Origin of the sequence: Mucilaginibacter sp. (assembly GCF_028287845.1) — a bacterium.
Taxonomy (GTDB): Bacteria; Bacteroidota; Bacteroidia; order Sphingobacteriales; family Sphingobacteriaceae; genus Mucilaginibacter.
The window spans coordinates 1-13,988 of the sequence record NZ_JAQBOW010000047.1; the positions used below are offsets into that span (position 1 = coordinate 1).

A 13,988-nucleotide genomic window follows, 5' to 3' on the forward strand; every position below is an offset into this window, starting at 1 on the left:
TTCTACGATTATAGCTTTTACTCTTGAAGCGATATCAGACATAGTATTATAGTTTAATGATTAATAATTTCAGTGCAAAGAAAAATAAAATCTATCAAATATCAAATCTAAAACTTTTTAGTTTAGAGGCTAACAAAATTTTAGATAAAAAGGTTTCAATTTGTATTTTTACCGGCGCAAATGTAATGATAATTGAACAGGAAATTTTTAAAGTTTGAGATAGATCTTGATTTTGTTCTGATTGCAGTAACAACGTCGCTTAAAGACTATCGTATTTGTTATCTTATTAACAAATATTTAAATTTTAATTTTGTGCGTGCTGATGATTTAGCCGTTGATATTTATCAGGGTGCCACACCTGTGCTTTTCTCTTTGTTCCTGTATAATTGGGAGGCCAGTGAGACCGATTTTTATTTTATAGCTAATAAAGGGTCTGATGGGTACCTGGTTCCCGAAATGAAAAAGGCAGATTATTTTTTAATGATTAAAAATTATATTGACGATAATGACCTTGATAAGCTTGTTTCGGCATTAAATCGTATACCAGAAATTGTTGCGGCAGTAAAGATTGATCCTAAAAAAATAAAATCACGCGAAAATCTGCTATTTTAGCGCAAAATTTAGAAGATGTTATACTCGTTAATGTAAACGTATAGCATATATGCAAACTGATAACTATGAATATACCGTATAACCGAACCAAAATTGTTGCCACCATGGGGCCGGCTTCATCTCCCAAAGAAACATTATTAGCCATGATTAAAGCCGGTGTAAATGTTTGCCGATTAAATTTTTCTCATGGAAAACCTGAAGATCATAAAAAAATTGTTGATACCATAAGGGAGATAAACGAACAACATAAAACCAATGTGGCTATACTTGCCGATTTACAAGGGCCTAAAATTCGCATTGGCCTGGTAAAAGATGGCGGCATTCACCTGGTTAATGGTACACATATCAATATTACTACCCATGAATGTATTGGCGATGATAATCAGATATATATAACCTATGATACTTTCCCGCAGGATGTACAGGCCAATGAAATTATTTTATTGGACGATGGGAAAATACAAATGCGGGTTATCGAAACTAATAAAATTGATAAAGTAGTTTGCGAAGTAATGCACGGCGGTATTTTAACCTCGCGCAAAGGAGTTAATTTGCCCAATACCAAGGTATCTATCCCCAGCTTAACAGAAGAAGACCTTGAAAATCTGAAATATGCTTTAGAGTGGGATGTAGATTGGGTTGGCCTTTCGTTTGTACGTAACGCCGATGATATTATTGAGCTTAAACAAATTATTGCCCGCAGCGGTAAAGCTGCTAAAGTAATAGCTAAGATTGAAAAACCCGAAGCTATTGATAATATTGATGCTATAATAGAGGCTACAGACGGTGTAATGGTTGCACGTGGCGACCTTGGTGTTGAAATGCCTTTAGAAGAAGTTCCATTGCTGCAAAAAATGATTGCCCGTAAATGCCGTGCCGCATCAAAACCGGTTATTGTTGCTACGCAAATGTTAGAGTCAATGATAACCACACCGCGCCCAACACGTGCCGAAGTTAATGACGTTGCCAACTCTGTATTGGATGGTGCGGATGCAGTTATGCTTAGCGGCGAAACATCAGTAGGCGAGTTTCCGCTGATAGTTATTGAAACTATGGCCAAAATTGTACGTAACGTTGAAGAATTGGGCTACCCATATAATTCAGATAAAGAAACAGTATCAGATGTTAATTCTCCGGGCTATTTAAGTGACGCGGTATGCGAATCGGCAGTTTATCTGGCAGAGCATACCAATGCGGTAGGGGTGGTATCCATGACTACTTCGGGTTATACTGCCTTTCAAATTTCAAGCTATAGGCCCAAGGCACGTACTTTTATCTTTACATCAAATAAACACCTGCTAAATGCTTTGAGCTTACTGTGGGGTGTACGTACCTTTTATTATGATAAAGTAGAAAGTACCGACCAAACCATAAGCGACGTAAATAATATGCTTAAGGCCGAAAACCTGGTACAAGATGGCGATGTGGTTATTAATACCGCCGCTATACCAATTGTTAAGCATGGCAAAACAAATATGCTTAAAGTAACGGTTATTGAATAGAGGATATTACCAGTATTATATACCAAGGGGATGAAACAAATTAGTTGTTTCATCCCTTTTTTTGTTTGAATTTAATGTATCTCTTTAATAGATCTCCCCAAGGCAAACCTTGAAAAATACCACATCGGGATTACCAAAGAAATAATCCCAGTATATTCTTAATATATCCATGGCATTAATGTTTTATTTATATTGTTTTTGACTATTCAATTTACTTAAGGTTTAATAATATAACTTAAGCAAAAACCGTCCCCCTTTTTCATTCAAACTGCGCATTTAGTGGGCTGTAGCTTTATTGTTACGATAATTTTTATTTTTATGACAGTTTGATTATATTGCAGTTTTTAACCCTAATTAAAAAATTGACTAAACACGTGTGGAAGCATGTCCTTATTATGGCTTGCATGGGGCTATTTAGTACCCGGATATTATTTGCCCAGGACAAAGAGGATTCGCCCGAAGTATTAAGGCGGCAAACCGATGCAAAAGAAGTAATAAGCACAGTTTTTAGCGGTAATCACTATATCGATACAACAAAACAAACTCACTCTAATTTCTCTACGCTGCCATCGGCCGGTTATAACCCAAGCATTGGATTTGCAATTGGGGTAACATCAACTGGTGGTAAAGTATTTGGTAACCCTAAAACAACTACTTTTTCGGTAGTTAACGCAAATGCATACTTATCTACCAATGGCCTGGCATCCGTTGAAGCTAAAAATAATATATTTACTAACAATGATCTATTTAATATACAAGGCGGTGTGCAAGTTGGACGAACCGTTGCACTTGATTATGGTGTAGGTACAGGGCATAAAGTGCAGGGCGATGGTACGTTTTCAATTGCCGATTTGCCGCTTGCTAATAATGCAGATGTTTTCCCTATAAAATATACTTACATAAAAATATCAGAAAGGATATACCGCAAAATATTTAATCATGTATATGCAGGTGCCGGGGTTGTATTTAATATGTATAGTAATATAGATGATGAACGAAAAACAGGTCCAAATATTAATACACATAATTTTAGGTACAGCATGCTTAATAACTTTCCTACAGATGGCTATTCTGCAAATGGGTTGTTATTTAATATAGAATATAATTCAAGAGACCATATCAACACGCCATATAGTGGAATATATGCCGATATAGTTTTAAGAATAAATCAGTCATGGTTAGGTAGTAATCATGAAGCAATGCAGTTAAAAACAGAGTTAAGAAAATACTGGAGCCTGTCAAAAGTTAACCCGGAGCATATATTGGCATTTTGGTATTGGGGTTGTTACCTGCTTAATGGCTCAATACCTTATTTAGAGCTACCGGGTACTGGCAGCGATGCAGCCAATAGAATTGGCAGGGCGTACACCATTGGACGCTTTAAGGGCACCTCTTTTGCGTACAGCGAAGCTGAGTATCGTTTTCCTATAACTAAAAATAAATTACTTAGTGGGGTGCTTTTTACTAACATCGAATCGGCAGGTAACAGCCGCAGTATAAATTTAATGGAATTTGTTGAGCCCGGGGCAGGTGCAGGCTTGCGCTTACTATTTAATAAATATACCCGCTCCAATCTTTGTATTGATTACGGGGTGGGTAATTATGGCTCAAAAGGAATATTTTTAGGATTGAATGAAGTTTTTTAACCCCTATATAATTTAAATACTCCTGTTATAACAAAAAAGCGGGTCAATTAAATTGACCCGCTTTTTTGTTATTTATGCTGGATATTTTTTAGTAATTGTTTAATCTGCCTTCGCTTGCATCGGTGGATGTTATTCCGGCTTCAGGAAGTGCACGGTGCGGTTTAGTTAAAAATGGCGACTCGTCTGCAAAAACGCCCATTATAATCAGTACCAATCCCAAGAAGAAATGTGGAGCCCATACTTGTGATGAAAAACCATACGTCCAGGGTAGTGCCAGTAAAAAAGAACCGGTAAGTACATCAAGGCAATTATGCATTTGCATAGGGAATACATCAAGAAAGCCCAGAGGGTTTTTACTAAATATGGCCATAATTAATTGAAACCATCCTATAATAAGAGGTAAAAATAGGGCCGCGCCCCCAAATTGAGCAAAATGGAATAACCATGGAGATGCAATTAATAACAGGGCTACCGCGTAATTTATAACGCCGTAAAATGTTTTTGAGATAAAAGGTTTCATCATTTATTAATTATGTGCTTATCAATTGCCAAAATTAATAATTTATACAGAACATATTTTGTTTTAATTAAAAAAGTTAGTGAATGTTTTACAAATAAAAAAACCTTGCCCTCATTGCGCCTTCCTGGTTGAAATTTTTGAAGCCACTAATGAAAAGAGTCCCAATATAATACCAAACATTACACCAAATATAGGTCCGTAAACAAGCATCATACGGCGGGGGTGGATACCTGTATACATCGCAGCCATATCCGGATGATGCCTGGTATAGCTGTTGTAAAAGAAATAATGTACCGCTGTTATCCATACGCAATTAACTATGCTCACTAAAAATCCATGTAAAAAATATTTACTGTGGCAGGTTTTAACAATTACATAAGTGCAAAAAGCAAATATTATAAGCCAAAAAAAGGGCTCAATTTTTTCGGGTATGAGGGATACAGTACCAAAGGCCATAATTAGACCGAAAAACGACAGTTGAAATATAATTTTCCAGTTCATGATTGGTTATTTTATATAAATATAAATAATAATAATGAATATAAACAAATGATATTCAATGAAATGCAATTAAAAAAGCCTTGCTAAGCTTGTAACTTAGTAAGGCTTCTCCGAATTAAAAACCGATGCAAATATTTTTTTCTTAATGATTGGTAGTACGTATAAAAACTATCCCATTTGATGAATCTATGCCTGGTTTTATAGTTGCCCCTTGTTGACTATTAAAATATTTTCAATCTTAGTTATGTCTATGTTATCAAAAGCCGACCGGTCTTTTTTCACATCATCAACAAAAAATAAAGGGTTATTAAGTCCCCGGTTTTTCATCGCATCTTTTACAGTTGTCAAATCTTTTATATCTGCCAAAACAACTGAACCGCTGATCACTCCCTTGGGTGAAGTTACAGTACCTGCAAATTTGTGTGATCCGGTATCAACTATTGTTTCTTGCACTTGCGGGTTTAATTTTTCTAAAGTAAAGTTTACGGGCACTGTGTAAGCAACTCTTACGGTCTTGCCATTTTGATAGCCTGGTGCCCATTTGGGTGATAAAACCAGTACCCTAACCGCTTCTTCGCCCGAACCAAATCCTTGATCTTTCAAAACCTCAATGTTAGAAAGCGAACCGTCTTCTTCTACAATAAACTGCACAATTACTTTTCCCTGTACGTTTGCCTGGCGCATAGCTAAAGGATACCTTATATTACGCGTTAAAAACTCATTGAATTTTTCAGCCCCACCCGGAAACTCGGGCTGTTTTTCTGCAACTGCAAAAACCTTATTTGCATCAGGTGCTGTATTACGAGAAGTGCCCAACGTGAAATTTATGGGTACCGAGTACATTACTTTTATAGGCTTGCCGTTTTGATAAGCCGGTGCCCATTTTGGCGATAGGGTCATTACTCTTTCCGCTTCTTCGCCCGATCCGTAACCCGGGTCTTCAATTGCTTTAATACCCTTTATCGAGCCGTCTGTTTCTACAATAAACTGTACAATTACCTTTCCCTGTATATTTGCCTGGCGCAGGGCGGTTGGATATCTAATGTTGCTACGTAAAAAGTCTACCAGTGAGCCCGGAAATTTTGGAGCGCTTTCTACCGAAGTGTAAGCTTCGTTAGCAGAAAATTGGGCAGTATCGATCCTTAATTCCTTGCTTTTATTATACATTTCTATATAAGGATCGGTTTCCGGTACTGTGCTGGCCGGTATTTCGGCATGGTCTGTAATGCTTGCAGCAAGGTCATCTGTTGAAGACAAAAAAACATTTTCTGCTTTTTGATCGATGACTTTAACAGCCTTGCTATTATTTATGGTTGCTGATGAAAGTACCATCATCATGATAAATAATGGGGCCGATAATCCATATTTCGCAAGCGCTATACGATGCGACTTGCTTTTTTGAAGCATTTTGATGCGTTGTTTTAACAGGCTATGGTTATAAAATGGGTTTACCAATGCATGGGTAGGTACATTAAAAGTTTGACTAAGTAACAGCAAAGCATAATCGGCCTTATCTGTTCCGGCTTTTACTACCTGCCTGTCGGCAATAAATTCATGTATGTATTTTATGGCAAAACGGTACAAATAAACCACGGGGTTAAACCAGTTGATTATCATTACTGTTTCAATTATCATTACATCTACCGAGTGCCACTGGCCAGCGTGCACCTGCTCATGAGCGGCTATAACATCCGGGTTTTCCAGGTTATTGCCCAGGCTTATTTTTTTAAAAAATGAGTAAGCTGCAGATGGAGAGGGTTTTTCTATAGCTTTTTTTAATATTACCAGCTGCCATATCAGCCTTAGTATTAAGAACAAGGTAACGGCTATATATATACCGTTAACTATTTCGCCTAATGTTAATGAGTTTTGAGCCAGTGTATAGCTGCTGCCATAAATCATGACAGAGCTGTTAAGTATAGGGCTATTAAAAATAGTATGTTGAACCTGTTGGGTAATAAAAAGGTTCTTTACCCAGCTAGATTGTATAAGCGGAATAAAAAATGAAAGAAGAGAGGCGGTAACTAAATATATTCGGTTAAGCTGGAAAAAAGTTTCCCTGCGCAATAACAAAGCGTAAAAGCCAAAAAATAATACCAGATAAAAATTTACCAGTAATAAATAATGCCACCAGCTCATAGCCTTACTTGTTTTTTAGTTTTTCAATTAGTTTCATGATCTCATCGGCCTCTTTTAAATCTATCTTTTCTTTTTTAACAAAGTACGAGAACATGTGTTGTACAGAATTGTCAAAATATCCATTCATTAATTTATCAGTAGCAAAACTTTGATATGCCTCTTTACTTATCAACGGAAAATACTCATGGCTTTTGCCATGCGCTACATAGCTTACAAAACCCTTTGCTTCCAGTATCCTGATGATGGTTGATACGGTGTTATAGGCAGGCAGGGGTTCCGGCAATTCGGCCATCACATTTTTTACAAAGCCTTTTTTTAACTGCCATAATATTTGCATTAGTTGCTCCTCGGCACGGGTCAGTTCTTTAATTTCCATTGTGATTTTGGGGTATTTATGAGTTGTCAATAAATTATAATCTAATGTACTATATAAAATTCAATTTTTTGAACTTGCTCTGTTTAACGTGAAATTTATAGGTACAGTATAGGCAACTCTTACCAGTTTACCTTTTTGTATGCCGGGGTTCCATTTAGGCGATAGGTTTAATACTCTTTCAGCTTCTTCGGATGCGCCGTATCCCGGCCCATGTATTGCTTTAATGTTTGAAAGCGAGCCGTCAATTTCTACAACAAACTGTACAATCACTTTTCCTTCTACCATCTTTTCACGCATTGTCGCAGGGTAGTGAACATTTTGACCCAAAAATTTACCGAAGGCCTCTAAACCGCCGGGAAATTCGGGCTGGGTTTCAACTTGCGAATATATTTTGTTCTCGTTCGGTATAGTATCTGCGTGCATTACAACGTTAATATTGCTTTTTGCCGATGCGGTTAATGTAAATACCAGCATTAAAACCGACAGGCCATGTTTAGCAAATGCTGTAGTCTTACACCCGGTTTTTTGTGATTTTTTCATAGTCTATTTGTTTTTTAGTTTTTCAATGAGTTTCAAAATCGCATCGGCCTCCTTTAAATCAATCTTTTCTTTTTGCACGAAGTACGAGAACATGTGTTGTACAGAATTATCAAAGTAGCCGTTCATTAATTTATCAGTAGCAAAATTTTGATAAGTTTCTTTACTTATCAACGGGAAATACTCATGGCTTTTACCATGCGAAATATAGCTTACAAAACCCTTTGCCTCCAATATCCTGATAATGGTTGATACTGTATTATAGGCGGGTAATGGCTCGGGCAACTGGGTCATTACTTCTTTTACAAAACCTTTTTTTAATTGCCATAGTATTTGCATTAATTGTTCTTCGGCACGAGTCAGTTCTTTAATTTCCATGGTATTAATATTTTAGATCAGTTGAGGTAGTATAATTTAAACGAATGTATTAGTTAGAAATCTAATAAGCAACTAATATTTTAGTTTTATTTTAATTAAACTTTTTTTTACCACTTTCGTTGTTCTTGTTTCAACCTAAGTTATACAATGGATATTACTTTTCATGGAGCTGCCCGCAACGTTACCGGCAGCAAGCATTTACTACGTTTACAGGATGGTACCGGCATTTTGCTGGATTGCGGTATGTTCCAGGGCCTGGGCGAGAATACTGATAATATGAATGGGCATTTTGGCTTTAACCCCAAAAAGCTTAATTATATGATATTATCGCACGCCCATATTGATCATTGCGGCTTGATACCGCGCTTAGTTGCCGAAGGATTTGACGGGCCTATATTTTGTACATCGGCTACTATGGACCTAACCCGGATACTTTTGCTGGATTCGGCCAGGATACAAATGAATGATGTAGCATATAGTAATAAACATCGTGCAAAAAACGGCTTGCCATTATTAGAGCCTTTGTACAATGAGGATCAGGCTATGGAAGCGCTGCGTTTATTTAAGATTGTCGAATATCATGAGGAATACGCCATAACACCAAATGTAAAATTTCATTTTAGCGATGCGGGCCACCTATTGGGCAGTTGCGCGGTACACCTGGTTGTACAGGAAAACGGCAAGGAAACCCGTATAACTTTTAGTGGCGATGTGGGCCAATATGGCGACCTGCTTTTAAAAAGTCCGCAACGTTTCCCGCAAGATGATTACATTTTGCTGGAATCGACCTATGGCGATTCGCTGCATAAAGAGCTTGAACCTATTGAGGATGCTTTGCTGGAAGTAATTAAGCAAACCTGCCTCATTAAAAAAGGCAAGGTTATTATTCCGGCGTTTAGCGTAGGCCGCACACAGGAATTGTTATATGCGCTAAATTCGCTGGAGTTAAAAGGTGTATTGCCCGAATTACCTTATTATGTTGACAGCCCCTTATCAGACAAGGCTACCCAGATATTGAAAGACCACCCCGAAGTTTATAACCGGGATGTGAAAGCAGTTTTAGCAATTGATATTGATCCGTTTGCTTTTAAAGGGTTGCGGTTTATACAATCAACAGAAGAGTCTATCGCATTAAATGATGACCCGCGTCCTTGCGTAATCATTTCATCATCAGGCATGGCAGAGGGGGGTAGGGTAAAACATCATATTAAAAACAATATTCATACTGAAAAGACCACTATTTTAATTGTTGGTTATTGCGAACCAAATTCGCTCGGCGGCCATTTGCTTCACGGCGACCATGAAGTATGGATATTTGGCGAAAAGTACGAGGTTAAAGCCGAAGTGCGGTCCATCAAATCAATGAGTGCCCATGGCGATTATGAGGATCTGCTGCATTTTTTAAAATGCCAGGATCCTAAAAAAGTTAAAAAGATATTCCTTGTTCACGGCGAGTACGAGGTGCAGCAGCATTTTGCCAAGACATTGAATGAGCATGGATTTTTGAATGTGGAAATACCTTTTCAGCATCAAAAGGTTGTATTGGAATAACGTTTGTGCCTAACTGTACCAGGGTGTATCACCATGTTCATGGTACAGTACACCTGCAGCTACCGCATATATCATATATGTTAAAAATTGTTAAAAGCCGGTATAATAGGGTTATTTAAAATATTTTTGCTTTTAGCGATAGAATAATGCTTATCGTAAACAATTTACACGTTGAAAAAAAGAAGCATTGGTATAATTATAGGATTAATGAGTTTTGCACTAATAGGTGTAGTTGCTATGCAATTGTACTTTTTAATGCAATCTTATAATATGCAGTCTACGCTTTTTGACCGTTCTGTTAACGAGGCACTAAGTAATGTAGTGGCTAAACTAAGCAGGCAGGACGCGTATAATTTCTTAATGAATAAAGCACAACCACACACTACCCGGCCGAAAACTGAAACAGAGAACCAAATCATTGAAATATCAGATAAAAGAAATACACATACCACTAAAGCCTTTATAAACAAGGATTCTATACGAAAACAGGCCCATCGACAACGTAAGCTCAACCTTTTGCGCGACAGTTTAAAACACATGTTGATGCGCCAAAGGCTGGATGAGTTAGAAAGCGACCTACAGGTGCGCATTGAAGGATATACTGATGAGTTTGGAATAATGCATGGCCGTTTAACGCCTATTTTAAAAAACCCTGCTCCGCGCACGACAAAGTCGAATCAAAAATTAGAAAAGTACACCACATTGCATTTTACTTATATCGATCCGCAATTTGGCGAACAGCTAATAACTCAAAAAGTAATAAATCCATTATGGCTACAGGAGCAGGAACGCATCCAGAAGCAAAATCAGCTTGATCGGGTAAAGAAAATGCTGGCAACAGATTCATTGCAAAATTTACAGGCAAATAAACCAAACGTAATACAAAATGTGTATGATGAATATCAACGATCTGGCGAGCCTTTAAAGAAACGCATCAATAACCCTTATTGGGTAGATACCCTATTACGCATGGAGCTACATAATCAGGGCATTGATTTACCTTTTAGCTATGAGGTATCAACAACTAAAAATGATTCGGTAATATTTTCAACCGCTATGGACAAAACCGGCGCGAGGCCTATTTTTATGCCTGCCGATACCTACCATACACAAATATTTAAAGAAGAGGTTATAAACGACCCGGGTATGATAAAACTATCATTCCCGAAAAAAAACTCATCAATCTTAAGTAAAATGACAACCACCTTGGCGACCACCGGCGGTTTATTATTTATATTGGTGTCTTGTTTTGGATATACCCTTTTCTCCATCATCAGGCAGAAAAAAATATCCGAAATGAGAACCGATTTCATTAATAATATGACGCATGAGTTTAAAACTCCTGTATCAACTATCATGATAGCAAGCGAAGCTTTAAGGGATAATGAAATTGTTGCAGATAAAAATCGCATTTCGAGGCTGGCTAATATTATTTATGAAGAAAATGAACGCCTGGGCAGCCATATTGAGCGGGTATTAAATATTGCCCGCATTGATAAAAACGATTTTAAGCTGGATAAAAAACCTATTGATGTAAACGAGATGATAAGTGTGGTGGTAGACAGCATGGAACTTAAGCTGCAAAAATGTAATGCAGATGTGAGCCTGGACCTACAGGCCGAAAACGCAATTATTAACGCCGATGAGCTGCACTTCTCTAACGTGTTGTATAACTTGATAGATAACGCTATAAAATACAGCGAAAGCGCGCCGCAAATAACTATCAGCACGCAGACCAAGAACGGACAAGTATTTATTAAAGTAGCCGATAAAGGCATCGGCATGAGCCGCGATCAACAAATAAAAATATTTGAACAATTTTATCGCATCCCCACCGGTAACGTACATAACGTTAAAGGTTTTGGATTGGGATTAAGCTACGTTAATACCATAGTAAAAAGGCTAAATGGCACTATAAATGTGCGGTCTGAAAAAGATAAGGGATCAGAGTTTGAGTTGAAATTTCAGGGTGCTTAATACAATACCGGTTGCAACATCAATACTATCATTAACTATAATACGTTAAACCTGTCTCTTATGAAAAAAATATTACTGGTTGAGGATGATCCTAACCTGGGTATGCTCCTTCAGGATTACCTGCAATTAAAAGGAAAGTTTGAAGTTGTTTTATGTACTGATGGTGAAGAAGGCTTGCATGCCTTTACAAAAGGCAACTATGACTTGTTAATACTGGATGTAATGATGCCTAAAAAAGATGGGTTTACTTTAGGCAAGGATATACGTAAAATAAATAGTCATATACCCATAATTTTTGCCACGGCCAAGGGCATGATAGAAGATAAAACCCAAGCCTATACACTTGGCGGTGATGATTATATTACCAAACCTTTCCGCATAGAAGAGTTATTGCTGCGCATTAACGCCCTGCTTAAAAGAACCGAAAATGCCGAAAAGAAAGAAGAGCAGCAACCAACCCAATTTACTGTTGGCAATTACACTTTTGATTATACCACGCAAATAATTTCTATAAACGGTATACAGCAAAAATTATCAACCAAAGAGGCCGAGTTGTTACGCCTGCTTTGTATTAAAAAGAACGAAGTACTTACCCGAGAAGAGGCTCTGCTGCATATATGGCATGATGACAATTATTTTAATGGACGCAGTATGGATGTATTTTTAAGCAAAATACGCAAGTACTTAAAAGATGACCCATCAGTAGAGATCATTAACGTACATGGCCGGGGATATAAGTTGCTGGTAAATTAATCTAAAATCTTCGTTAAAAATATTCCCATTATTTTCGCGCCCGCATGCTAAAAACAGTTTTGTCCATTCTTGGCGATTCATTTTCCGGATAATTGTAGGCAACACTGTTTAGATAGTTATAATTAAATAAGTTTGTTTTAACTGGCTCGTTAATTATCATGAAACGAAAACTACTTTAAGAATACCTGCTTTGTTGAATTTGTAACAATCTGCTGACCTTAACCGGCGGATGGCGCTTCTTTGTATATTTAGCTCAACCATTAATACTAAATAATTATGAAAGATAATCGCAGAGACTTTCTCAAAAAAGGCACTTCATTGGCAGCAGCATTGTCATTAGGCGTTGTGGGCGCGTCTGCAGCTACTCCCAAAATCGATAACCAGCCAGAATCAGCGGCAGCAAAAAAAAATCCGCTATGGTCTGGCCTGATAGAAGGGCCGGATACACCAAAAATGACCATGAGTGTGGGCGCAAATGCCACCGTATCAAACATGAAATGGATAAAGCAGTTCGGCTGCGACTATGTACACATGGGTGGCCCGCGTTTACCGTGGACAGAAGAAGGGCTAAAAACAATAATAGACCGCTTTAAGGCAGAGGGCCTTACCGTTATTAATATGATGATCAATTTCTCGGGCGCTATTATTCATGGCACCGAAGGCAAGGATGCAGAGATCAAATTGATACAAGACTCTTTAATTGCAGCAGGCAAGGTTGGCCTTCCTGTTGTTGAATATAACTTTTACTCGCACCGCGCGGTAGAAGGTTATTATGATGTGGTTGGCCGCGGCGGTGTACAATACCTGGGCTATGATTATTATAGAAAAGGGCAGCCTAATCAGGCAGATAATAAATGGAACTATAAAACTGCCCGCCGGCAGCCTGATGAAGAGAATCTTGCAATGGTTGAATTGGGTCCCACTGAAAAGGAACCTGCACAAACCGCCGCCAAAGCCTGGGAAAACATTGAATACTTTTTAAAAGCAGTTATCCCGGTAGCCGAAAAGGCTGGTGTAAAGATGGCCTTGCACCCAAATGATCCACCGCCGCCAATGAGCCGGGGATCAGAGCAGATCATGTCGACATTTAAAGACTGGAAACATCTTTTTGATTTAGTAGAAAGCCCTTCAAACGGCATGACGTTTGACTGTGGTGTTTCGACTGAAATAGGTGAAAATGCTGTAGAAGTAGCCAAATACATGCTGTCGCGCAACCGCATCAACCATGTACACTACCGTAATGTTATTGTAGATAAGCCAAGAATAAAATATGTAGAAGTGATGATAGATAACGGGGACGTAGATATGTTGGCCGTAATGTATGAACTGGTAAAAGGTAAATACAAATATGGCATCTGGGCCGAGCATCCGCGTGATAATGAATTTGACAAAACTCATCAAAGTGGTGGCTTCGTATCTTACCTGTATAACCAATCTTATGCCCGTGCTATGATGCAGACTTGTTTGGCGCTTCAACAAGGCTGGAAAGCATAATT

General features: G+C 38.0%; 13 protein-coding genes. 7 read left to right on the forward strand and 6 right to left on the reverse strand.

The features are described 5' to 3' along the window. Positions 1-192: 192 nt before the first annotated feature. From JWP71_RS04190 to JWP71_RS04200, 3 genes are all read left to right on the forward strand, one after another. A complete protein-coding gene (locus JWP71_RS04190; protein WP_299497455.1) occupies positions 193-612 on the forward strand; it encodes an IPExxxVDY family protein in 420 nt (139 codons plus the stop codon). Positions 613-677: 65 nt separating this feature from the next. Beyond that, entirely contained in the window at positions 678-2,114 is a 1,437-nt protein-coding gene (gene pyk, locus JWP71_RS04195) for a pyruvate kinase (RefSeq protein WP_299497456.1), read from the forward strand. 404 nt (positions 2,115-2,518) lie between these two features. Then, positions 2,519-3,760: a BamA/TamA family outer membrane protein gene (locus JWP71_RS04200; RefSeq protein ID WP_299497458.1), complete on the forward strand. Its 1,242-nt coding sequence runs from the start codon at positions 2,519-2,521 to the stop codon at positions 3,758-3,760. A gap of 88 nt (positions 3,761-3,848) precedes the next feature. On the opposite strand, the gene JWP71_RS04205 is transcribed toward JWP71_RS04200, so the two are convergent. The 6 genes from JWP71_RS04205 to JWP71_RS04230 form a co-directional block, all read right to left on the reverse strand. After that, a complete protein-coding gene (locus JWP71_RS04205; protein WP_299497460.1) occupies positions 3,849-4,283 on the reverse strand; it encodes a hypothetical protein in 435 nt (144 codons plus the stop codon). Positions 4,284-4,391: 108 nt separating this feature from the next. Beyond that, positions 4,392-4,781 carry a hypothetical protein gene (locus JWP71_RS04210; protein WP_299497462.1) on the reverse strand — a complete coding sequence of 130 codons (390 nt, stop codon included), beginning with the start codon at positions 4,779-4,781 and terminating at the stop codon, positions 4,392-4,394. Between the two features lie 198 nt (positions 4,782-4,979). Beyond that, entirely contained in the window at positions 4,980-6,920 is a 1,941-nt protein-coding gene (locus JWP71_RS04215) for a M56 family metallopeptidase (protein ID WP_299497464.1), read from the reverse strand. A 4-nt stretch (positions 6,921-6,924) separates the two neighbouring features. Further along, positions 6,925-7,296 (reverse strand): BlaI/MecI/CopY family transcriptional regulator, encoded by a 372-nt coding sequence (locus JWP71_RS04220; protein ID WP_299497466.1) that lies wholly within the window; start codon positions 7,294-7,296, stop codon positions 6,925-6,927. A 60-nt stretch (positions 7,297-7,356) separates the two neighbouring features. Further along, positions 7,357-7,836, reverse strand: coding sequence for an energy transducer TonB (locus JWP71_RS04225; RefSeq protein ID WP_299497468.1), 480 nt, complete (start codon positions 7,834-7,836; stop codon positions 7,357-7,359). A 3-nt stretch (positions 7,837-7,839) separates the two neighbouring features. Continuing rightward, positions 7,840-8,211: a BlaI/MecI/CopY family transcriptional regulator gene (locus tag JWP71_RS04230; RefSeq protein ID WP_299497470.1), complete on the reverse strand. Its 372-nt coding sequence runs from the start codon at positions 8,209-8,211 to the stop codon at positions 7,840-7,842. Between the two features lie 147 nt (positions 8,212-8,358). Here JWP71_RS04230 and JWP71_RS04235 point away from each other — a divergent pair, with 147 nt between their 5' ends. From JWP71_RS04235 to JWP71_RS04250, 4 genes are all read left to right on the forward strand, one after another. After that, entirely contained in the window at positions 8,359-9,762 is a 1,404-nt protein-coding gene (locus JWP71_RS04235) for an MBL fold metallo-hydrolase (RefSeq protein ID WP_299497471.1), read from the forward strand. Between the two features lie 207 nt (positions 9,763-9,969). Further along, positions 9,970-11,739 (forward strand): HAMP domain-containing sensor histidine kinase, encoded by a 1,770-nt coding sequence (locus JWP71_RS04240; RefSeq protein WP_299497472.1) that lies wholly within the window; start codon positions 9,970-9,972, stop codon positions 11,737-11,739. Between the two features lie 60 nt (positions 11,740-11,799). Beyond that, complete coding sequence (locus JWP71_RS04245) at positions 11,800-12,492, forward strand: response regulator transcription factor (protein WP_299497473.1); 693 nt, start codon at positions 11,800-11,802, stop codon at positions 12,490-12,492. Positions 12,493-12,768: 276 nt separating this feature from the next. Then, entirely contained in the window at positions 12,769-13,986 is a 1,218-nt protein-coding gene (locus JWP71_RS04250) for a mannonate dehydratase (RefSeq protein ID WP_299497474.1), read from the forward strand. Positions 13,987-13,988: the final 2 nt, after the last annotated feature.

Excerpts from the sequence above, each read along its gene's own strand:
- JWP71_RS04240 (WP_299497472.1), top strand. The coding sequence starts at position 9,970 with ATGAGTTTTGCACTAATAGGTGTAGTTGCTATGCAATTGTACTTTTTA.
- JWP71_RS04210 (WP_299497462.1), bottom strand. The coding sequence starts at position 4,781 with ATGAACTGGAAAATTATATTTCAACTGTCGTTTTTCGGTCTAATTATG.
- JWP71_RS04205 (WP_299497460.1), bottom strand. The coding sequence starts at position 4,283 with ATGATGAAACCTTTTATCTCAAAAACATTTTACGGCGTTATAAATTAC.
- pyk (WP_299497456.1), top strand. The coding sequence starts at position 678 with ATGAATATACCGTATAACCGAACCAAAATTGTTGCCACCATGGGGCCG.
- JWP71_RS04220 (WP_299497466.1), bottom strand. The coding sequence starts at position 7,296 with ATGGAAATTAAAGAACTGACCCGTGCCGAGGAGCAACTAATGCAAATA.
- JWP71_RS04250 (WP_299497474.1), top strand. The coding sequence starts at position 12,769 with ATGAAAGATAATCGCAGAGACTTTCTCAAAAAAGGCACTTCATTGGCA.
- JWP71_RS04235 (WP_299497471.1), top strand. The coding sequence starts at position 8,359 with ATGGATATTACTTTTCATGGAGCTGCCCGCAACGTTACCGGCAGCAAG.
- JWP71_RS04215 (WP_299497464.1), bottom strand. The coding sequence starts at position 6,920 with ATGAGCTGGTGGCATTATTTATTACTGGTAAATTTTTATCTGGTATTA.
- JWP71_RS04245 (WP_299497473.1), top strand. The coding sequence starts at position 11,800 with ATGAAAAAAATATTACTGGTTGAGGATGATCCTAACCTGGGTATGCTC.
- JWP71_RS04225 (WP_299497468.1), bottom strand. The coding sequence starts at position 7,836 with ATGAAAAAATCACAAAAAACCGGGTGTAAGACTACAGCATTTGCTAAA.
- JWP71_RS04200 (WP_299497458.1), top strand. The coding sequence starts at position 2,519 with ATGGGGCTATTTAGTACCCGGATATTATTTGCCCAGGACAAAGAGGAT.
- JWP71_RS04230 (WP_299497470.1), bottom strand. The coding sequence starts at position 8,211 with ATGGAAATTAAAGAACTGACTCGTGCCGAAGAACAATTAATGCAAATA.